The sequence below is a fragment of the Amycolatopsis sp. NPDC005232 genome, assembly GCF_040607795.1.
GTDB lineage: Bacteria > Actinomycetota > Actinomycetes > Mycobacteriales > Pseudonocardiaceae > Amycolatopsis.
Map to the genome: position 1 here is coordinate 75,884 of NZ_JBEXHL010000003.1, position 21,172 is coordinate 97,055.

Consider the following 21,172-nt stretch of genomic DNA (forward strand, 5'->3'; position numbering starts at 1 on the left):
GGCGTAATCGCGTTGATGTCGTGCATCATGTTCGCGGCGCACCGTGACCGGTTACGCGGGCAGCTCCTTCGCTGCTTGCGGCGGCGCCCATCAGGTACGCAATCTGGGTCCGTGCGGAGACACCAAGCTTCTTGAAGATCCGGCCGAGGTAGGTTTCCACCGTTTTGTGGCTGAGCCCGATCTCGCGAGCGATCTGCTGATTGGTGCAGCCACGGCTCACCAGTTGTGCGACCTGTTCCTCCCGCACGCTGAGCAGCTTCAGCGTCCGCGACGCGATCAGCAGAGCCGAGGTTTCCTCGATGGTACCGAGATCATCCGGTATCAGGGGGAGGGATCGCCGTGGCTCCGGCACGCCCGGCAGTCCGCCTGATTCGCCTCCCAGCGGAATCATCTCGTTGCCGACTGCTTGGCCGGCATGGTCGGGCAGCTCACGGTAGAACGCCGTGGCCTCCATCAACATCGCAGGGTTCCGGGCGCCCAGGGCGGATTGCACGGCCTCTTCGGCGTACTGCTCGGCCAGGAGGAAGTCGCCGCGACCGAGGCTGGAACGGCCGAGGGCGATCGGAAATCTGGCGTGCAGATAGCCGTGGGCATGCTCGGTGGCCAGCCGATGCCCGCGGTCGAAATGCCGGGTGGCATCGTCGGACTGACCGAGCCGCCACTCGGCGACGCCGAGCCACCACAGGGTTTCCAGGCTTCGCAGCACTTCCTCGTCGGCGAGCCGGTCGACGAGTTCCGCGGATCCACGCGCCCACTCGACGGCGTCTTCCTGCCGGCCACGGGCAAGGCTGGCCCCTGCCAGTAGACTGAATGCGGTGGCGGTGTGGGTGTCGCTGGTCTCCGACCAGTTTGTCAGCACCAATTCGGTCACCCTCGACCAGCCTTGCCTGCCACCCGAGCCGATCGCCGTCGCCAAGCACTCGATCAGCAGGCCGAACCGCTCGCCCGGGCCGCTGGCCAGGACCAAGCCGCTCTCGATGTTCTCCCGGGCCTTGCCATAGCGGCCGAGCAGCCGATTAACCCTGGCCAGCCCTTCCGCGGCGTCCAGGCGGGTCGGCTGCCCCAGAAGTTCCCATTCGCGCCAGACGTCTTCGTAGATCGCGAGACTTTCGGTGAGGCACCCGGCCAGTGCCATGCTCCGAGCCAGCAGCACCCTCCCCCGGCTGTCGAACGCGCCCCGAAATACCCTGGCGGCCACATTCAGCCAGCGCTGGGCCCGGGCCGGCAGGGCGTACATTGTCTCCGCCGCGGCCGAGACCAGCACTCGTCCGCTCGCGATATCGCCGGGAACCGCGACATGCTCAAGATGACAGGCCTGTCGCTCCACGGACGCGTTGGACGAGCGCAGGATCAGCGCGGCTCTGGAGTGCGCATCATGCCGCCAGCCCGCCGACGCGCTGTGATAAGCCATCGCACGAACGACAGGATCGCGGAACCGGAACCAGCCGTGGCCAGCCAATTCGAGGACGGCCGCGGTAACGAGCTCCTCGAGCGCCGTCGCGGCGATCGAGGTCGTCGTCTCGGCGACGAAGGCGACGGTAGAGACGTCGAATGGATTCCCGCAGACCGCGGCGGCGTGCGCGATCAGCCGGACGCCGCCGCGCAACTGCTGCAAGTCGTCACCCTGGGCGTGCACCAGCGGCGGCGTGCCAGTGCTCAGCTCTTCCCCACTGGGCGGCACGCCATGCGGCGTGGTAGGTGAGGTCGCGCGCGCCAATTCGAGCGCGACTGCCGGATTGCCGGAGCTGTCACGATGAAGCGACCGGCGGCGGGCGCGGTCGAGTTCGGCGGGCAGCAGCCGATCAACCTCCGCCGCGGCGAGAGGGCCGAGGGCGACCTCATGGAGGACTCCCCAGCGACGGGCCCCAGCGATCACCTCGAGCAGGGCGTCACTCGACTGGGCAGGCCGGTAGCTGAGCACCAGGACGATCCGCGCGGGTGGGGGGTCGAGCAACAGAAACCGCAAGAGGTCTATCGAGGGCTGATCGGCCCATTGCATGTCGTCGAGGAACACAACCAGCCCGCACCCAGCCGCGAGCCGGAGCAGTACCGCCCGTGCGAGGCCGAACGCGTGTGCCTCCTCGGCCGGATCACTCGGCTGATTCGGCACCCAACGCGAACGCAGGATGGGGAACAACCTGGCAAGAATCGGTAGGTCGGTCTCATCGATTCCGTCGAAGACCGCTTCCTGCGCATGACGCAAGCACTTGTCGAGGGCACTGGCGAACACTCCGGACGGGGTCATCGACGTCGGGCGGTCCGCCACGCCTGTGGCCACCGTATGGCCCAACATGCGGGCATGCGCCATGAGCCTTGCCGCAAGCCGGGTCTTCCCGATTCCCGGCGGGCCGCTCAACGTGATCAAACCCATCTGCAGCGGCCATTCGCCGAGTGCTCCGGTGAGCGCTTCCCACTCGTCCTTTCTGCCGGTGAACTCGTCCTCTCGTGCTTCGGCGTGCACCGCCCGCTCGAAGTCCCCCACTATTCCGTCTCCAATCAAGCTGGCAGGCCCGCTTCCCTACGACGCACGGCATGTCCCCAACGCTGGACATCGGCATGGCAGCAAAAATCGACTGACCACCGCCGAATCAAACGGGACGCCGGGCACCCAGATCAAATGGGCGAACAAATTCATTCGCCCATTCAAGATCAATTGCGCAACCTTACACCAGGCGGCACCACTACGGAAGCACTACCACAAAAATATTGCGACACATACGATCTCTGTCGCATGATCCGGACCATCATGTCGCCATTCGGCGTAATCCGCCACACGATCGGATCATTGAAACGGCAAAACTGGGGTTGCCAGAATTCCAAAGCTTGGTCCAGGCAACCCGAACCTTGCTACCCCCTCGGGCAACTGGTCTAAAATCAGTCTTTGCGCAGGCTCAGCGGCCGCATGTCGGTCCAGTGCTCGTCAATATAGGCGAGACAGTCTTCCTCGGTTCCCCGTTTTCCGGCGACACCCCACCCGGCCGGTACTTCGCGACCGACCCGCCAGATCGAATATTGCCCTTCGACATTGATGACCACGTCAAACTCGTCGACCAGGTTTTCCGGCATTTCCGCTCCTCATCGTGAATGATTTCGGCCCTCAGGAATGCTTGACAGGTCTTCGACAAGCACTTTCATCAGTTCGTCCGGTGCCTCCATGAATCGGTAGTGTGGGCCTTCTAGCAGGCGAAACGTGGTCGATCCGCAGTCCGACCAGCCGTCCATCAGCCGGTAGTCCACCTCGGTGTCCTGCGCCCAGCCGAGCGCGGTGATGGGCAACGGCAGCGCGGTCGGCTTGAGCGGCCGATAGCGCTTGTTCGCGTCGACGTCCGCGCGCAGGATGCGGACGCTGAGCTCGACCATGTCCCCTACCGGCTTCCCACCGAGCTCCTTGATCAGCTCGGTGACCTCCACAGCCAGCTCTTCGTCCGCCATGTGGAGGAACCGGCCAGCCGGCCCCTGGTGCGGAGCCACCTGCGAGGACACAAACAACCGTGCGGGCAGTGGATAGTCCCGCTCGAGCAGGCGCACCGACGTCTCGTATCCCGGCAACGCGGATCCGCAATGACCGAAGAACGCGAACGGCCGGTCGAGGTAGGGCAGCAGCGCCTCGGCGAAATCGTCGGCCAGCTCCTCGTAGGTGCCGTAGGGCTGCTCCCGCAGCCGGTTCTCCCGGCCGGGCAGCTGCACCGCGCACACCTCGATGTCGCCGAGGTAGCGCGGCCACTTCCGGTACATGCTCGCGCCGCAGCCCGAGTACGGGATGCAGAACAGCCGCACGGCGCTGTTGTCCGATGGCTCCCGCAGCAGCCACCGCTGCCGCCGGGTGGTGAGTTCACCCACGGTCGGTTCCTTCCCGTTCTCAGCGGTCGACGCCGGTCAGCGCGCCGGCGCCGCTGCGCACCTTCGCGACGATCGGCATGTGCTTGATGCCTGCGACGAAGTTGGAGCACAGGTGCTCCACCTGTCCAGCGAGCTCGAAGTCGGAGAAGGTTGCGAACATCTCCTCGAACAGCACCCGCAGGCTCATCCGTGCCACCGAATGTCCGACGCAGTAGTGGGGCCCGCTGCCGAAGGCGACGTGCTTGTTGGGCTTACGGCGGAAGTCGAAGGCGAACGGGTCGGTGAAGTACTCGTCGTCCCGGTTGGCCGCGCCCAGCCACACCACCACGGCGTCCCCGGCCGAGATCCGGCGGCCCCGCAGCTCGACGTCGGCGATCGCGTAACGCATGAAATGGTTCGCGGGCGAGGCCCATCGCACTGCCTCGTCGATCCCGGTGGTCAACGCGTCCGGGTCGTTCATCCACTCCTGCAGCCCCGCGGTTCCGATCAGCTCTTCCACCGCGGCGATCGGCACGAACGGCGTGGTGATGTTCGCCCCGAGCAGCAGGCTGTAGCAGTTGGCCAGCACGGCCCCGACCTCGATCTTCTCCCCCTCGACATCCATTTCGAGGAGCAGGCTGATCAGGTCGTCGCCCGGATTGCGGCGGCGCTCGCGCACGATGTCGTGGAAGTAGGCGAACAGCTCACGGTGCGCCAGTTTCAGGGTGGCGTCCGCGCCACCCTCCTCGGCGAACTCCGGGTCGTCCGGCGCGATCGACATCGCGGTCAGCGCGGTCAGCCGCGGCCAGTCCGTCCGCGGCAGATCCATGATCCGGCCGGCGGTGGCCATCGGCATAGCCATCATGTGCTCGGCGAAGTCGTAAACCTCACCGCCCAGCGCGGGCGCCAGGACGCGGCGGACCTCCTCCCGGACGGCTTCGCGGTACTTCTCGATGTTCTTCGGTGCGAGCGCCCGCTGCAGGGGGACCCGCATGCGGTTGTGCCGCGGCGGGTCGGTGGCCGCCATCTGCCTGCCCCGCGCGGGATCGTCCTTGCCGAGCAGGAACAGCATCGTGCCGCGCTGAGAGGTGAACCTGGTGTGGTCGCGCAGGACCAGGTCGGCGTCCTCCATCTTGGTGATCGACCAGAACCCGAGGTCGTCGCCGACCGGGTGCCAGCGGACCGGGTCGCGGTCACGCATGGCGTGCCAGACGGAGTGCGGGTCGCCGTGTCCGTAGAGGCGGGAATCGACGAGGTCGACCGAATCCAGGTCGACGGTGGCGGGATCCAGCGGTCGGTTGAGTCGCATGCCTGCGGTGCCCTTCGGTTGTCAGGGGATGGAATCCTGCTCGAGTGCTTCTGCCAGCTCAGCGATCGTCGGGCGCAGGTAGAGGGTCTGCGCGGAGAGCTCGACGGACAGCTCTTCCTGCAGACGCGTGATGAGCTCGCCCGCCATCAGGGAATGGCCGCCGAGCTCGAAGAAGTCGTCCTCGACACCGACCGGCTCGATGCGGAGCATCTCGCCCCACACCTGTGCGAGATAGCTCTCCGGCGGACTGCGCGGTGGCACGTAGGCGCCCGGCAGATCACGCGAGATCCGCCGCGCCGCGGGCAGCGCGGACCGGTCGACCTTCCCGTTGCGATTGAGCGGCAGCCGCGGCAGCGTGAGAAGCGCCCACGGCACCATGTACGCGGGGAAACGCTCGCGCAGGTCTTTCTGCAGCGAGGACACCAGCGCAGACGGATCACAGGCTTCCCGCGGCACGACGTAGGCCAGCAGCCGCTTGCCGCCAGAGCCGTCGGGCTGGGCGAGTACGACCGTCTCGCGCACCCGGTGGTCTTCGGCGATCGCGGTCTCGATCGCGCCCGGTTCGACGCGGAAACCGTTGATCTTCACCTGGTGGTCGACCCGGCCGAGGAAGTCCAGCGTCCCGTCCGGCAGCCAGCGGACCAGGTCGCCGGTCCGATAGAGCCGGCCGCCGGTGCGCCCACCAGGATCGGGCACGAACGCTTGCGCGGTCGCGGCGGGCCGGTCGTGGTAGCCGCGGGCCAGGCCTTCCCCTGCCGCATGCAGCTCACCGGGCACGCCAGGCGGCACGGGTCGTCCGGCGCGGTCCAGTACCAACACCCTGGTGCCGGCGATCGGCCTGCCGATGGGGATCGAAGGTCCGTCCGGGGCCTGATCCGAGGTCCAGCATGCGGTGAACGTCGTGTTCTCCGTCGGCCCGTAGCCGTTGGTGAAGCTCAGCCGTGGGTGCTTGGCGAGCAGCCGCCGCACGCGGTCCGGCTGGATGACGTCGCCGCCCGCCAGCACGTGCCGCAGCCCCGCGAACGCGGGCAACTGGGCGGCGGCCATCTGGTGGAAGAGCCCCGCGGTCAGCCAAGCCACGGTGACGCGCTCGTCGCGCAGGAAGCCGGCCAGCCGATCGGTGGCCACCGGGCCCGCCGGGAACACCGCGAGCCGCCCACCGCCGGCCAGGCAGGCCCAGATCTCAAAGGTGGACGCGTCGAAAGCCACCGGGGCCAGCTGGAGGACCACGTCTTCGGGGCCGACCTCGGCCCAATCGTTGCGCCCGACCAGCCGCGCGATGGCGCGGTGCGGGACCGCCACGCCCTTGGGCTCGCCGGTCGAGCCGGAGGTGTAGCTGATGTAGGCGATGTCGTCGGGCGCGACCGGGACTGGCTGCCAGGCAGGCACCGGCCCGTCCGGCAGCTTCATCGGCAGCAGCGTGTGCCCGGCGAGCAGCCAGTCCCGGGACCTTTCCTGCACCAGCACGACGTCGATGCCCGCGTCCGCCAACAGGACGGCGAGCCGCGCGTCGGGCAGTTCGGTGTCGAGGGCAAGGTAGGCCGCGCCGGTCTTCAGCACACCCAGCAGCGCGACGATTAGTTCGGCGCCCCGTTCGCCATAGAGGCCGACGACGTGGCCGGGCTGGACCCCGGCGGCCGCCAACATGGCCGCGACGGCCGTCGCGGCCATGTCCAGCTCGCGATAGGACAGCGAAACCGGCCCTGCGCTGACGGCGACCGCGTCCGGCGTGCGCGCGCGCTGTGCCTCGACGAGCTCGGGTACGCTCAGTACGGGCGCCGCCGCGGCGCCGTCTCCGCCCCATTCGGCGACCAGCGACCGGTCTTCGGCCGAAGCAAGGTCCACAAGGGACAGTCGTTCGCCGGGATCCGCCGCGAGCGCGGTACGGACGAGCGCGGGCAGCCGGTCCGCGGTGACCACACCGACCTGGCCGGGCACCAGCCACGCGTCGCCGCCGGGCAGGACCGTCAAGGTGAGCCCGGCGCCCGGCTCAGCCGACTCGGCCAGCCGGTAGGCGAAGTCAGTTTCGGTGATCTCGAGCTCGAGCAGGACGTCGTCGTCCGGCTCGGGCAGATCCGCCACCGCGGTCTCCAGCCGGGCAGTCAGTTCGGCGAGCGAGGGGTCGTCCGCTACGTCCACCACGAGTACCCCGACCGCAGGCGGTACCGCGCCGGTCGCCCGGTAGCCGACCCGCACGACGTCGCGGAAGGCGGTCCGATGCACCACGAGGACCAGCGCGGCGAGCGCCGCGACCGGCTCGGCGCGGCCGAGCAGTACTTCGTCCGACGGGGCTGAGTACACGGTCGTGGTCATGACCGCCTCTTCGGGGTAATCAGGTCGGCAACCAGCACATCCGGGTCGGCGGCGGCCCCGGCGAGCAGGTCGAGGTACTCGACGCCGAGTGCGGTCATCCGCTCCCGGGTGAAGACGTCGCACCGGAAGTTCAGGTAGAGATACCAACCGGCCGCCGCGCTGGTTACCCGCGCGGTGAGGTCGTTCATCGAGTGGTCCCACGGCGCCGGCCAGGGCGTGCCGCTCAGGTCACCCTCGGGAAACTCGATATCGCCGCCGCCGCCACTCTGGAAGAGCACCCGGTAGAGCTCGATCGGCGGCAACCCCGCCAGCGCCGCGATGTCCTGGTACGGCAGGTCGTCGTGGGCTAGGTCGGCCGTGGTCCGGTCGCGGGAAGCGTTAAGGTAAGCGCCGAACGTGAGACCGTCGTCGACGTGCGTGTGCAGCGGGACGTAGTTCAGATTCGCGCCGACCAGCTTGTCGACCTCCGGGCGATCGCGGCTGGTCACCGGAGTCGACACCACGACATTCGGTCCCGAGTACCGGGCCAGCAGCAGCGCGAAGACGGCGTGTGACAGCGTGAAGATCGTGCAGCCGTGGTCGGCGGCCAGCCGGTTCAGGGTCGCGACGAGCTCGTCGGCCATCGGCAGCCGGCAGGTGTCCCCGGTGGTGCTGGGCGGGGACACGCGTACGGCGTCCGCGGGCAGGGTGAGCGGCTCGACACCTGCCATCCGCGTACGCCAGTACGTTTCGAGCTCGGCCTTCCGCGCGGTGCTCACCGCGCCGCGCTGCCATTCGGTCACGTCTGCGAGCTGCGCGGTCAGCGGTGCGAGCAGGCCCGCGGTCTCTGCCGCCGCGCCGGTCAGCCCGGAGCGGTAGAGCACATACAGCTCCTGGAAGAAAACCTCCACCGAGCGCAGGTCGCCGACGATGTGGTGCAGGGCGAACAGGACGATGTGATCCAGCTCGGCCAAGCGCAGCACGGACATCCGCAACGGCCCCTCGCGGCCGAGGTCGGGCGGAGTGTCCGAAAAGGTTTTCGCCACGCCCAGTGCGTCCTGCTCGGTGACGTCCCGCACTGGCACCGGAAGCCGTGCTTCGGGCAGGACGATCTGGAAGAGCCGGCCGTCGTGGGTCTCGAACACCGTGCGCAGGGCCTCGTGCCGGGCGACGACTTCGGCGACGGCCCGGTCCAGCGCGATGACGTCCAATGGCCCGGTCAGCCGCAGGCCGCCGGACATGGTGAACCCGGCCTGACCTGGATGGCGCTGCTGCAGGGCGTGGAAATGCCGCTGGGTCGGTGACGCCGGTGCCCGCAGGCCGCCGTTCTCCCTGCGCAGGACCGGTATGCGGTCGATACGCCTGCCGAGCACGGCAAGCAGTTCACGTTCCCTCTCAGCCCTGGCGGCCAGATCGGTCTGATCGCCGCTCATGGTCACCTCCTTCATTCGTCGATTCCGGAAAGCTGTCCGAACAACCACTCGGCGAGTGCCTCGACAGTCGGCTCGATGGCCAGGAAGCTCCGCAGTGAGAGCTGGACCCCGTAGACGTCGCGGACCTCCGCCGCCATGCGCACCGCGGCGAGCGAATTGCCACCGAGGCTGAAGAAGTCGTCCCGCACCCCAACGCGCTCGACCCCGAGGAGCCCGGCCCAGCTCCCGGCCAGTTCCTCCTCGATCGGCGTGCGCGGGGCCAGGTATGGCGCCGCGTCTTCGGCGCCCGAACTGGCCCCCGCTGCCTGCTCGACCAGGTGTACCCGGCCGTCGGGCAGGAATCGCGCCCGCCGCCCGACGCGATGTAGACGCAGGCCGGGCCGCTCGCCGCACGGATCGGGGACGAACTGTGCCGCGGTCTCACCGGGTTTGCCCGGATAGCCGGACGCGAGCCCGTTGCCGCCGACGTAGAGCTCGCCGGGCACGCCGATCGGCACCGGTTCGAGCCATTCGTCCAGGACATAGAGCCGGACTCCGCGCGGCGGCCGCCCGATCGGGACCGGGATGGCAGGGTTGCCGTCCGGGCGGCCGAAGACGACCTCGTGCGTGCTCACCACGCCCGCCTCCGCGACGACGTGGACGTGCAGCAGCTGCCCCGGCCAGTCCTGCCAGGGCGCCAAATCCTCGGCCGAGGGAACGGGTTCGCCGCTGAAAACCAAGGTGCGCAGGCACTTCGGGATGTTGCCGCGGTCGTGGGCGGACCAGGACCGCAGCAGCCCGGAGGGAACGCTGAGCGCGGTGGTTCCGCTTGCTTCGACCAGCCGCCACAGCTCCGGCGCGGCCTCCGGAACCGGGCCGTCCGGCAGCACCGCCGTCGCTCCGCTCGCCAGGCTGGCGAAGAGGTCCTGTAGCAGGCGGGATCCCGGCGGTGCCAGGGAAAGCGCCCGCTCCCCTCGGCCGAGCCCAGCCGCTTCGGCCAGCGCGGCGGCCGAGGTGGCCACGCTGAGATGACTGCTGAGCATGAGTCGTGAAGTCCCGGACGGTCCGAAGTCGTATCCGAGGACGGCGGACCTCCCCGGCTTGGCTGCGGCCAGGAGCGGCTCGTCCGGGAGGGCGTCGCCGACGAGTACCTGAACCGGCCCGCTCTCGGGCAGGGAAACGGATTCGGCGGTCACCAGCAGCGCCGGCCCGGCCTCGACGAGCAGGCCGGCCCGGCGCTGCGCCGGATGGGCCGGGTCCAGTACCAGCGCCACGTTGCCCGCCTGGTGCACGGCGAGGACCGCGACGACCAGGTCGACCGACCGTTCGAGCAGTACCGCGACGACCGCACCGGGGACCGCACCGTGGTCACGCAAGCGCCGGGCGAGCCGGGCCGCCCGCAGGTTCAGTTCGGCATAGGTGAGCTCCTCTTCGTCCTGGGCCACCGCGACCGCGTCCGGGACTTCCCGGGCGAGCCGGGCGATCGCGGCGGGCACGGGCTCTGCCGACGGCATCTCCGGCTCGTTCCACTCGCGCAGTTGGAGGTCACGCTCGTGCTCCGGCAGTAGCGGCAGCCGGGAAACCCGCAGGCCGGGATTGGTCGCGACGGCGGTGAGCAGGGTGGTGAAGTGCAGGGTCAGTCGCCGGACGGTCTCCGGGGCGAACAGTTCGGTGCTGTACTCCATCCGTCCGACGAAGGCATCCGGCCCGTCGGGGGCGATGTCCAGCAGCAGGTCGAACTTCGCGGTGCTGGTCGCGACGTGCATCGCCTCGAAGCCCAGCCCGCCGGCCTGCCACTCGCCCTGCGGGATGTTCTGGAACGACAGCATCACTTGCGCCAGTGGCCCGCCGAGACCGCCGTGGCGCGCCGGCTGCAGCAGTTCCACCAGCTTGTCGTAGGGCAGGTCCTGGTGGGCGAAGGCATCCAGGCTGGTCTGCTTGACCCGCTCCAGCAATGTCGTGAACGCCGGGTCGTCGGAGGAGTCGGTCCGCAGCACCACGGTGTTGACGAAGAACCCGATCAGCCCGGCCACCTCGGGCCGGTTCCGGCCCGCGACCGGCGTCGCGACCGAGATGTCCCCGACTCCGGCGTAGCGGGACAGCAGCACGTGGAAAGCCGCCAGCAACACCATGAACGGGCTCGCCCCGTGCTCCCGTGCCAGCCGGTCCAGCCGCGCCATCAGCGTGGCCGGGATCCAGAACAGGTGGGTCGCCCCCGCCGATGATGCCACCCCGGCCCGGGGACGGTCGGTCGGCAGGAGTAGCGGCGTACTGCCCGCCAGCTTTGTCGCCCAGTACCGGACCAGCCGGCAGAGGTCTTCGCCCTGCAGCGTTTCCCGTTGCCAGACCGCGTAGTCGGCGTACTGGACCGGCAGGTCCGGCAGCTCGGGCTCACGGCCGGAGAGGAAGGCCTCGTAACCCGCGGACAGCTCCTGAAACAGGATCGCCGAAGACCAGCCGTCGGTCACGATGTGATGCATCACCAGCACGCAGACGTGTTCGGCCGCCGAAAGCCGCAGGAGCGTCATCCGCAGCAGCGGGCCGGACGCGAGGTCGAAGGGCTGCTCGATCTCGGCCTGGATCACCGCGGACAGCGCCTCCCGTTCGACGTCGCGGACCGGGATCGACACCTTCACCTCGGGCAGGATTCGTTGCACGGGCTCGATTCCATCGAAGCCGAACACCGTGCGGAGTGCTTCGTGCCGCTGGACGACGACGTTGAGAGCGCGTTCCAGCGCCGCCGGGTCGAGCCCGCCTCGCATTCGGACCGCGGCCAGCACGTTGTAGGTCGGCCGCCCGGGGTCGGCCTGGTCGAGCAGCCACAGGCTCTGCTGTGACAGCGAAGTCTCCATGGTCACCAGGTCGGTAGTCATGTCACGCCCCGGCCGGCCGGTGGCCGCGACCGGCCGCGGCCAGTTCCCGCTTGCGCCGGTAGCTGTCGCGGTCCACCCGCAGGATCGGCACCGCGGCGGCCGAAGACTTCCCGCTGCCGGCCAACCGTTCGTCGATGTACTCAGCCACCGAGGCGACCGTCGGCGATTCAAAGAGCGTGCCCAACGGGAGTTCGACGTCGTAGACCGTGCGGACTCGTTCGACGACTTCGGCGCCCATCAACGAATGCCCGCCGAGCGCGAAGAAGTCCTCCGACACCCCGATCCGGTCCAGCCCCAGCGCGTCCGCCCAGATCTCCGCGATCACCCGCTCGGTCTCGGTGCCGGGTTCACGTGACACCTTCGCCGCCTCCCGCGCACTGCGGTCGGGCGGCGGCAGCCGGGTGAGGTCGACGGTGCCATCTGCCCCCAACGGCCATTCACGTAGCACGACCAGCTCGGCGGGCACCGCGTGCCCGGGATGGCGGCCCTGTACGGCGGCCCGGACCTCCGGCACGACGGCTTTGATCCGCATGGCGCGTAAGGGATCGTTGGTCCGGGTCTCCTCCGGGACCGCCGGCCATTGTGCCGCCAGCACCGCGGAAACCTGCTGCGGTGTAAGAGATTCCGCTTCGCCCTCGCGGCGGAGTACGACGTCGAGATTGCCCGGGACCCCATCGGCCGAGCAGCCGATCAGCGCCCGGTAGCCCAGTTCCGCGGCCAGCGCGAGGATCTCGGCGTGGTCGACCGGGGCGCCGGGTTCACCGAGCATCGGCCGCGCGGCCTCGGCGAGGTCCCCGGCGGTGTCGACCAGGCCGCTGTCCAGCAGCTGCGCGGCGGCGACCTCGGTGGCCGTCCGCGCGTCCGGCACACCCTGTAGCACGAGCGCAGGCACCGGCCCCGCGGTGAGCTCGGCACGCAGATCGGCCAGCGTGCCGCCGTCGGTGACCCAGTCTCGGGCCGGGACCTGCGGCGGCGCCTGCCCGGGCTCACCGACGTGGATCAGCACGTCGTATCGGAACGCGGTCAGCTCGTTGCGGTGCCTGCCCAGCCGCGGCAGCAGGTCCACCCCGGCCACCCCGGCGATCTTCGCGGTGATCGCCCGGAACGAAGCCGGCTCGAGGACCAGGTCCTCCTCCCGTTCAACGCGCTGGGCGACCAGCTGCCTCAGCAGCGCAACCGGCGTGCCGGGCGGCAACCGTCGCATGTGGACGAACAGGTGCAACGCTTCCAGGAGGGCCAGGCTGCGCACGTCACCGACGTAGACGGTGCCGCCCGGCCGGACCACGCGGACCGCATCGGTGAGCACCCGCGCCAGGTAGTCCGGCTCGGCGAAGTACTGCGCCAGAGAGTTGATCACGACCGTGTCGAACTCGCCGTCGGCGAACCCGCCGAAGTCGTCCGTAGGACGCTCCAGCAGCCGCACCGTCTCCGCTTTGGTCGCCAGCCACTGCTCGTGTTCCTTGATGTGGGCCAGCGCGCGCGAGGACAGGTCCGTCGCAACGTAGGAGTCGCACCGCATCGCCAGTCGGAACAGCAACTGGCCGTTGCGGCACCCGACCTCCAGCACCCGGGAGGGGCGCGTCGCGGTAATCCGGCGCATGGTGAGGTCGGCCCATTCCCGCATTTCCTCCGGCGCCAGGTATTCGCCAGTGGAGCGGCTCTTCCAGCCCGCCGTGTTGACCGTCGGGTCGTCCTCGGCGCCGCGGCCGAAGTAGGTCTCTTCGAAGACCTTCCGCCAGCGGGCCCGCTTCACCACCTCGGGCGCGTCGTCGCGCACCACACCGCCGCGGTCTCGCAGCGTCAGATAGCCCAGGAGCTCGGTACCACCGGGAGCTTCATCGTCCGCGACGACCACCGCCCGGTCGACGTCCTCGTGCAGCATCAACGAGGCCTCGACCTCGGCCGACTCGACACCCTTGCGCCGCATCCGCAGTACTCGCCCGAGCGGGGCGATCATGCCGTCCGGCAGCCGCCGGCCACGCTCGCCGGTGCGGCGCGGGCCGCTTTCCCCGGTGAGGTCGAAGACGTAGAGCTCACCCGGCACGCCGAGCGGGACCGCCTGGGCGTTGCCGTCCAGGACCACGACCGCGGGATCGGTGCACACTGGCTCGCCCCCGCCCGGCCGCTCGACGACGACACGGTCCGCCGCGGTGAACGCCGAGCCGCGCAGCTCGACCAGCTTGGTTTCCGGGGCGATTCGCCGGATCTCGGCGACCAGCGCGGGCCACGGTTCCTCCGCCACCACGACGATTTCGCGCGGCGCGGGCCCCGTGGCGAACGCGGGTGCGGCGGCCAGGCCGGCGAGCGCGGCCGGCACCAGGTGCACCACGTCCACCCGTTCGCGAACTAACAGCTCCGCGGTGGCCTGTCCCGTTTCCTGCGCCGGGTCGAGCACCAGGCGGGCGCCGGTCAGCAGCGCCGGGAGCCAGCGCCACGGCGCCGTGTCGAGGGTGACCGGACCGCACAGGCCGAAGGTGCCGCCCGCGACCAGGTCCCGGCCCCAGCGCGCCCGGTCCAGCACGGCGGTGTGGCTGTTCGGGGTAGCGGTCCCGTCTTCGGCGCAGAGCACCAGGGCGATGTTCCGATCGGATCCGCCCGGCCCCGGCGGGCTCGCGGGCTGTGTGGCGAGATCGTCGGCGATCCGGTCCAGGAACAGCACTTGGACGTCGCTGCTCGCGCCGAGCAGGCCGGGATGCCAGCTGCCGGATGCGGTCAGCACGACCGACGCCGCCAAGTCGCGCAGGGCGGCCCGCACGAGCGGACGGGCGTGCCCGGGATCGAGTGGCACGGCTTCGGCGCCCGCCTTCAGCGCGGCGAGCACGGCCGCGGCCAGCTCGGGTGAGGGCGGCAGGAGCACCGCGACCCGGCTGCCGGGCCCGGCGCCGAGACCGCGCAAGTGCGCGGCGAGCCGGCCGGCCCGCTCGTCGAGTTCACGATAGGTCCAGCGGGTTTCGCCGCAGACAAGGGCTTCGGCGTCCGGCCGGGCGGTCGCCACCCGCTCGAACACCTCCGGCACGGACCCGGCCGGGGTGGCCTGGCTGGCGCCGGTGTGACCGGCCGGCGCCTCTTCGGCCAGCGGCAGCACTGCGATCCGGGTGTCCGGCCCGGCCACCGCCGCGTTCAGCACCAGGGTGAAGCTGGCCAGCACGCGCTCGACGACTTCGCGGGTGAACAGGTCCGTGGAGAAGTAGACCGGCCCGCTGATCCCGCCGTCGGGGTCGACCGCGAGGTCGATCTCCATGTCGAAGCGGACCGTGCCGGTGCTGAGCGTCTCGATCTCGAAGACGACCCCGTCGAGGTCGACGCTCCAGTGCGGCTCGTTGTGCAAGCCAAGCTGGTGGCGGATGAGCGGGACGTGCGAACTCGCGTCGCGCTCGGGGTTGACCGCCTCCACCATCAGCTCGAACGGCACCTCCTGATGCTCGTAGCCGCCGTGACAGACCTCGCGGGCGGTCCGCAGCAACTCACGGAAGGAGGGATCGCCCGAGGTGTCCACGCGCAGCGGCAAGGTGTTGACGAAGCAGCCCATCACGCGTTCGAGGTCGCTGTGCGCACGGTTGGCGATCGGGCAGCCGACAATCGCTTCGTCGCCGCCGCTCCAGCGAGTGAGCACGACCGACAACGCGGCCAGCAGCACCATGTAGGGCGTCGCGCGTTCGGAGTCCGCGAGCGCCCGGATACGGGTGCACAGCTCGGGTGTCAGCCGGAAGGACAGCGCGTCGCCGTCCCACGACAGGGCCGCGGGCCGCGCCCGGCCGATCCACGGCAGGTCGAGCAGGCCCGCGCCGGCCAGGTTTTCCTTCCAGTAGGCCACCTTCCCGGTCAGCACGTCGCCGCTGAGCCGATCTCGCTGCCAAGCGGCGAAGTCGCCGTACTGCACTTCGAGCTCTGGCAGCGGCGTGGCCGCGCCGCGGCTGAACGCGCGGTAGAGCTCGCCGACCTCCTTGAGCAGCAGGTTGACCGACCAGCCGTCGGTGGCGATGTGGTGCTGGATCAGGACGAGCAGGTGGTCCTCGTCGCCGGTGCGCAGCAGGCGCGGCCGCAGCATCAGGTCGTTTTCGAGGTCGAAGGGGCGGCTCACCTCGGTACGGCAGTACTCCTCGGCGGCGGTCGCGCGCTCCTGCGGCGGGAGGTGCCGGAGATCCTCCAGCGGCAGCTCGAACTCGCCCGGCGGGTTCACCTGCTGCACCGCACGGCCCGCGGACTGGCGGAAGGTGGTCCGCAGCACCTCATGCCGCCGGACAACCTCGCCGAGCGCCGCGTGCAACGCCGCGACGTCCACCTGGCCGCGCATGCGCACCGCGCCCGCGACGTTGTAGATCGTCGACATCGGCTGCAGCCGGTCGAAGAACCAGATGCGTTGCTGCATCAGTGAAAGCGGCATCGCGGTGCGGTCGCCGGGGAACCGCTCGATCCGCGGCCGGGCCGGCTCGACGCCCTGCTCGGTGAGCAGGAGGTCGAGCAGCCGCCGCCGCTCCGGCGACATCTTCGTCGGTGGCACGTCGTCTCCGTCCGGGTGGGTGGGTAGTGGCGTCCGTGCGGGTCGCGGGTCAGCCCGCGACTGGGTTCCGCGACCCGGCCTGCCGGGTGCCGCGCGCCCGGTGCCGGACGTCGCCGATGTCACGCTGAAGCCTGCTGAGCACCATTTCCGCGTTGTCATGGAGGAAGAAGTGCCCGCCGGGGAAAGTGCACTGCTCGAAGTCGCCGTCGCTTTCGGCCACCCAGCCGGCCGCGCGATCGGCGGAAACCCGCGGATCTTCGCCGCCGACATAGGACCGGACCGGACAACCGAGCCTCGGCCGTGCGCCGAGGTCGCGGTGCGCGATCGCGTCGAGATCCGCCCGGACGACCGGCCGGATCATCGCCAGGTACTCCTCGTTGCCGAGGATGCCCGAAGGCGTACCACCGGCGTCGCGCAGGAAGTCGAGGATGCCCTGGTCGGTCATCCGCATGTCATAGTCCGGAACCGATGGGAGGTCCGGCGCCGCGCATCCCGCCGCGACGAACAGCAGCGGCCGCCAGCCGTCCTCGGCCAGCAGCGCCCGGCACAACGCGGCGGCCACGATGGCCCCCATGCTGTGCCCCAGCACCACCACCGGCCGGTCGAGTAGCGTGCGGACCTCCCCCAGCAGGCCGCCGCCGAGCAGGCCGGGCAGAGTGGACACCAGCGGTTCGCCGAGCCGCGAGCCGTGGCCCGGCAATTCGACCGCGACGACCCCGAAGTGGGCGGGCAGCCGGCGGGCCCAATTCCGGTAGCCGTACGCCCCGCCGCCGGCCGGCGGGAAACACAGCAGCGTCGTCACCGGTTCGTGCGCACCGGACAAATCACGAAGCCATTCCATGCGATTCTCCCCAGTGCTGAAAGCGGTTCTTGCCTGGCCGGCCAGGAATTCTTTGTCCCACCGCGTCTTCGAGCCTCCTCCATCCCCGGCGGGGGCGACAAGTCAGTGGACTCCTCTACACGCCAATACCACCGAGCCGGAACCGACACCCCATCCGCCGTCACGCCGGGCGCAGGAGCAAGGTGTGCTTCGCCGCCGATCGCACGGCGGCTCTGCGGAACGCCCACTCCTCCGTTTCCCCGCGCAGATAAAGCTCGGTCTGGTCCTGGTAGTTGGCGTCGAAGGCGTGCCCGGACTCGCCGGTCAGGTTGACCCAGCGTGATTTGTCGAGATCGGCGAGGTCAACGACCATCCGCATGGACGGCCCGGTAGTGACCTCGTAGCCGCGGCTCGCATCCCAACTGGTCGCGTCGACGGCGTCCGAGCCGCCGGGCACCGGGAACGGCCCGGCGTTGAGCAGCCACTTGACCGGGGCGGGCCCACCCGTGCCGAGGGTCTGGTTCCTCAGCGTCAGTGTGTGCAGCTCACCCCACCGCCAGCCGGCGGGGTCGCCGCCGAGGCTCGTGCGCAGTTCGGCCTCCGCGTCCTGCAACGCCGCCCGCAGCACGTCGTCGCGCGTGCGCAGGTTGCGCGGATCGGTGGCGTTGCGCCACCACGGATCGTCCGGCCGGTCCAGGATCCGGTGCACCAGGTCGAACCAGCGACCGCTGCCGCTGGGCTTTGCAGTGGCTGAGGTCGCGGCCAGGTCGTCGCCGAAGGTCAACCGGACCAGGTTGCGCCACACCGCATTGAAGTACGCGGCGGCCGCCGAATCCACTGGCTGCTGGAAGTCCCAGCCCCGCAACAGGTTCTGTGCCGCGTGGACCCCCTCGCCGGGATCGACGGCGAGCAGCCGCGGCACGAGCTCGGCCGCGCCGGGGTTGTAGCTGTCCAACTGCATCCGGGCCATCGCGGCCGCGTCGAGTTTGCCGGGCGCGTGCTCGATCAGGTCGCTGATCCGCGCGGCCCGGTAGCCGGGCACCCAGTAGCCGGTGACGAGCGGGCCGGTGGCCGGGGGCGCGGCGGCGTTGTTGGCCGTGACGATGTAACCCTCCGGCGGGTTGAATACCGTGGGCAGCCGGTCGAACCCGACCGTCCCGGTCCAGTCCTGGTCGCCGGTCCACCCGGCCGCGGGGTAGCTTCCGTCGCCCTGCCCGCGTACGGGCAGAGCACCCGACATCTGGTAGCCGATGTTGCCCGCGCGGTCAGCGTAGATCATGTTCTGGGCCGGAGCGCTGAACAGCGACACAGCTTGACGGAAGGCGGTCCAGTCCTTGGCCACATCGAGGGCGAGGACGGCGTCCATCGTCCGAGAGGGTTCGAGCGCGGTCCACTGCAACGCGACGGAGTACCCCGCAGCGGCCGAGACACCGGGGCTGCGCCCCTGCGCGGCCATCGTGGCGGTCTTGGGCAGTACGTCGGACAGCAGCGGGCCGTGCCTGGTGGAGCGGACGATGATGGTCCGCGAAGGCTCACCTGCGACCGCGATCGTCTCCTGCCGGACGGTCAGTGGCACCTGCTCGCCCCGGTACTCGTAGCTGTTCCCGGTCACCTTCTCCAGGAACAGGTCCGAGTCGTCGGCGCCGACGTTGGTCAGCCCCCAGGCGATTTCGCCGGTGTGGCCGACGATGACGCCGGGCATCCCGGAGAAGCCGAACCCGGTGACGTCGAACGGGCAAGTGGCGTTCACGGTGGTGCAGTGCAGACCGATCTGGTTCCAGATGCCCGGCATCGACGGCGCCAGATGCGGGTCGTTGGCGAGCATCGGCGCCCCGGTCGTGGTCCGGCTGCCGGCCACCACCCACGAGTTCGACCCAATGCCCGGCCCGGTCTGGCCCAGCACGCCGGTCAGCGTCTCGCGCAGTGAGGACACGCCGCCCAGCGCACTACCGCCGCCGGTCACCGAGACGATCCCGGTGGAAGACTTGGCACCCGGAACGGTGCTCCGCACGATCGACGGGAAGCGGGAGTAGTCATATGGCGGGTAGAGCGCCTCGACCCGCTCGGGCGGGAGCGTGGCCGCCAGCAGCGAACGCTGGATCTCGGTGTCGATCCCCGAATTGAGGTCCCAGGCCACCGCCTTGAGCCAGGCCACCGAGTCCGCCGGGGTCCATTGTTGCGGCCGGTAGCCGGACGTGCTGAGCCCGAGCACGGCGTATTCGGCGCTCAGCGCGGCGCCCTCGTGGTCGCTCAGGTAGGCGTTGACGCCCTGGCTGTAGGCGTCCAGATAGTCCCTTGTGGACGGAGAGAGCAGCGAGAGCTCCCGGGTGGCGACGTCGTACCAGCCCATGGTCCGCACGACCGAGTCGGTGGCCAGCTGGCTGGGACCGAACAGTTCGGCGAGGCGCCCCGCCGTGATGTGCCGCCGGACGTCCATCTCCCAGAACCGGTCCTGGGCGTGGAGATAGCCTTGCGCGAGGAACAGGTCGCGGGCGTCATCGGCGTAGACCTGCGGCACGCCGAGGTCGTCACGCAGCACCTCGACCGGGCCGTGCAGCCCGGCCACAGTCAGCTCGCCGTCGGTCTCCGGGAACGACTTCCGGACCACCACGACCGCGGCCACGCTAGCGGCGAGGACCAGCACCAGCACGACGGCCCCCAGTCCCAGGAGGACCTTTCGGGCCCGGCGCCGGCGCGGCTTCTCCAGCGCCGCGACGTGTGCTTCGGGCTCGGTTTTTTCCTCCATCAGGCTTCCTCCCCTTGCACGGAGTTTTCGGCGGGCAGATAGTGGTCCACCACCGCGGTCCGCAGCCCCCGCACGGACAGCAGCCAGGCCCCGGCGAGCACCACCGCGCCCAGCAGGAACGGTGCCGAGAGCCCCCAGGCTTCGGCGGCCACCGCGCTCAGCGCGGCGCCGAGCGGGGCCATGCCGAACGCGAAGAACCGGTACGCGGCGTTGACCCGGCCCAGCAAGCCCGCGGGCACCAGCAGCTGGCGCAGTGAAATGCTCACCACGTTGGTGACGCCGATCGCCGCGCCGACCATCGCCAGTGAGAGCGTCGCCACCAGGTAGTCGGTGGTCAGCCCGGCCACCGTGAACGCGACCGGCGCGGCGGCGAAGACGGTCCGCAGCACGCGGCCGCGGCTGAACCGGGTGGTCAAGGCGGGGGCGGCGAGCGTGCCGACCAGCCCGCCGAGCGCGATCACTGCGAGCAGGACGCCGTAGGCGAGCCGGCCGATGTGCAGGACTTCGTAGGCGTAGAGCACGGCGATCGCCAGCGCACCCGTCACCGCGATGTTCACCATGCCGACCATCAGACAGACCGACCTCAGCAGGCGGTGCCGCCACAGCCACCGCAGCCCTTCCCGGATCTCGCCGAAGATCCCGGCCCGGGCCACGGCGGCGGATACAGGCGAGGCGACCGCGACCGTCGTACTGGTGATGCTGAGCACGAGCACGGCGGACACGACGAACGAAGCGGCGTCGAGCAGGAACGGCACGCCCGTGGGCAGGATGAACAGCGCCGCACCCAGCGGCGGGCCGGCCAGTTGCACGGTAAGGAGCTGGGCGGCCTGCATTCTGCTGTTGGCCGTCTCCAGGCGGTTCCTGGCGACCAGCCGTGGCACGATCGCAACGGCCGCGTTGTCCCGCAGGGTCTGCACCGCGCAGAGGGCGAAGTTGACCGCAGCGAGCAGCGGGATCGCCCCGGCCCCGGCGACGGCCAGCAGCCCGGCCGCCCCGATCACGATCGCACTCGTGACGTCGGTGGCCCAGAGCACCCGCCGGTGATCGGTCCAGCGATCGGTCAGCGCCCCGGTGAACGGCCCGACGAGCAGCCATGGCAGGCCACCGGCGAAGGTCACGATGGCGACCGCAGCGGGTTGGCGGGTCAGCGCCGCGGCGAAGAGCGGGAGCGCGACGAGCCGGATCCCGTCGCCGGTGCCCGACACCACGGCCGACCACCAGAACCGCCGGAACGGCACAGCCGTCCGCGTGCGCACATTGGCTGCGTTCACCCGGTACCTTCCCCAGTCTGGATTTCCGGCTCTCGTTTCCGGCCGCACCGGCAGCCATTTACCGACGTTCGCACGGAACCACCGTCCCCGGGCACCCGCCGCGAGGGTCTCCTGTCAGGGAAACCCCTG

At 70.1% G+C, this 21,172-nt stretch carries 11 protein-coding genes; all 11 read right to left on the minus strand.

What is annotated here, in order from left to right:
- Positions 1-25: 25 nt before the first annotated feature.
- Positions 26-2,482, minus strand: coding sequence for an AAA family ATPase (locus ABZU76_RS07775; protein WP_354866179.1), 2,457 nt, complete (start codon positions 2,480-2,482; stop codon positions 26-28).
- 392 nt (positions 2,483-2,874) lie between these two features.
- Complete coding sequence (locus ABZU76_RS07780) at positions 2,875-3,066, minus strand: MbtH family NRPS accessory protein (protein ID WP_354866181.1); 192 nt, start codon at positions 3,064-3,066, stop codon at positions 2,875-2,877.
- A 9-nt stretch (positions 3,067-3,075) separates the two neighbouring features.
- Positions 3,076-3,840, minus strand: coding sequence for a thioesterase domain-containing protein (locus ABZU76_RS07785; RefSeq protein WP_354866183.1), 765 nt, complete (start codon positions 3,838-3,840; stop codon positions 3,076-3,078).
- Positions 3,841-3,859: 19 nt separating this feature from the next.
- Positions 3,860-5,128, minus strand: a complete 1,269-nt coding sequence (locus tag ABZU76_RS07790; protein WP_354866185.1) for a cytochrome P450 — start codon at positions 5,126-5,128, stop codon at positions 3,860-3,862.
- A gap of 21 nt (positions 5,129-5,149) precedes the next feature.
- A complete protein-coding gene (locus ABZU76_RS07795; protein WP_354866187.1) occupies positions 5,150-7,441 on the minus strand; it encodes a non-ribosomal peptide synthetase in 2,292 nt (763 codons plus the stop codon).
- Positions 7,438-8,853 (minus strand): condensation domain-containing protein, encoded by a 1,416-nt coding sequence (locus tag ABZU76_RS07800; RefSeq protein ID WP_354866189.1) that lies wholly within the window; start codon positions 8,851-8,853, stop codon positions 7,438-7,440. The genes ABZU76_RS07795 and ABZU76_RS07800 overlap by 4 nt, the downstream gene beginning before the upstream one ends.
- An 11-nt stretch (positions 8,854-8,864) precedes the next feature.
- Complete coding sequence (locus tag ABZU76_RS07805) at positions 8,865-11,705, minus strand: condensation domain-containing protein (RefSeq protein WP_354866192.1); 2,841 nt, start codon at positions 11,703-11,705, stop codon at positions 8,865-8,867.
- 1 nt (position 11,706) lies between these two features.
- Positions 11,707-16,206 carry a condensation domain-containing protein gene (locus tag ABZU76_RS07810; RefSeq protein ID WP_354866194.1) on the minus strand — a complete coding sequence of 1,500 codons (4,500 nt, stop codon included), beginning with the start codon at positions 16,204-16,206 and terminating at the stop codon, positions 11,707-11,709.
- A 49-nt stretch (positions 16,207-16,255) separates the two neighbouring features.
- On the minus strand, positions 16,256-17,047 hold the full coding sequence (locus ABZU76_RS07815; protein WP_354866196.1) for an alpha/beta fold hydrolase: 792 nt from the start codon (positions 17,045-17,047) through the stop codon (positions 16,256-16,258).
- Positions 17,048-17,207: 160 nt separating this feature from the next.
- Positions 17,208-19,772 carry a penicillin acylase family protein gene (locus ABZU76_RS07820; RefSeq protein WP_354866198.1) on the minus strand — a complete coding sequence of 855 codons (2,565 nt, stop codon included), beginning with the start codon at positions 19,770-19,772 and terminating at the stop codon, positions 17,208-17,210.
- On the minus strand, positions 19,772-21,043 hold the full coding sequence (locus ABZU76_RS07825; protein WP_354866200.1) for an MFS transporter: 1,272 nt from the start codon (positions 21,041-21,043) through the stop codon (positions 19,772-19,774). Before ABZU76_RS07825 ends, ABZU76_RS07820 begins: the two co-directional genes overlap by 1 nt.
- Between the last annotated feature and the right edge of the window lie 129 nt (positions 21,044-21,172).

Bases quoted from the DNA above. Each gene is read 5' to 3' on its own strand.
- ABZU76_RS07780 (WP_354866181.1), bottom strand. From the start codon at position 3,066: ATGCCGGAAAACCTGGTCGACGAGTTTGACGTGGTCATCAATGTCGAA.
- ABZU76_RS07790 (WP_354866185.1), bottom strand. From the start codon at position 5,128: ATGCGACTCAACCGACCGCTGGATCCCGCCACCGTCGACCTGGATTCG.
- ABZU76_RS07795 (WP_354866187.1), bottom strand. From the start codon at position 7,441: ATGACCACGACCGTGTACTCAGCCCCGTCGGACGAAGTACTGCTCGGC.
- ABZU76_RS07800 (WP_354866189.1), bottom strand. From the start codon at position 8,853: ATGAGCGGCGATCAGACCGATCTGGCCGCCAGGGCTGAGAGGGAACGT.
- ABZU76_RS07805 (WP_354866192.1), bottom strand. From the start codon at position 11,705: ATGACTACCGACCTGGTGACCATGGAGACTTCGCTGTCACAGCAGAGC.
- ABZU76_RS07815 (WP_354866196.1), bottom strand. From the start codon at position 17,047: ATGGAATGGCTTCGTGATTTGTCCGGTGCGCACGAACCGGTGACGACG.
- ABZU76_RS07820 (WP_354866198.1), bottom strand. From the start codon at position 19,772: ATGGAGGAAAAAACCGAGCCCGAAGCACACGTCGCGGCGCTGGAGAAG.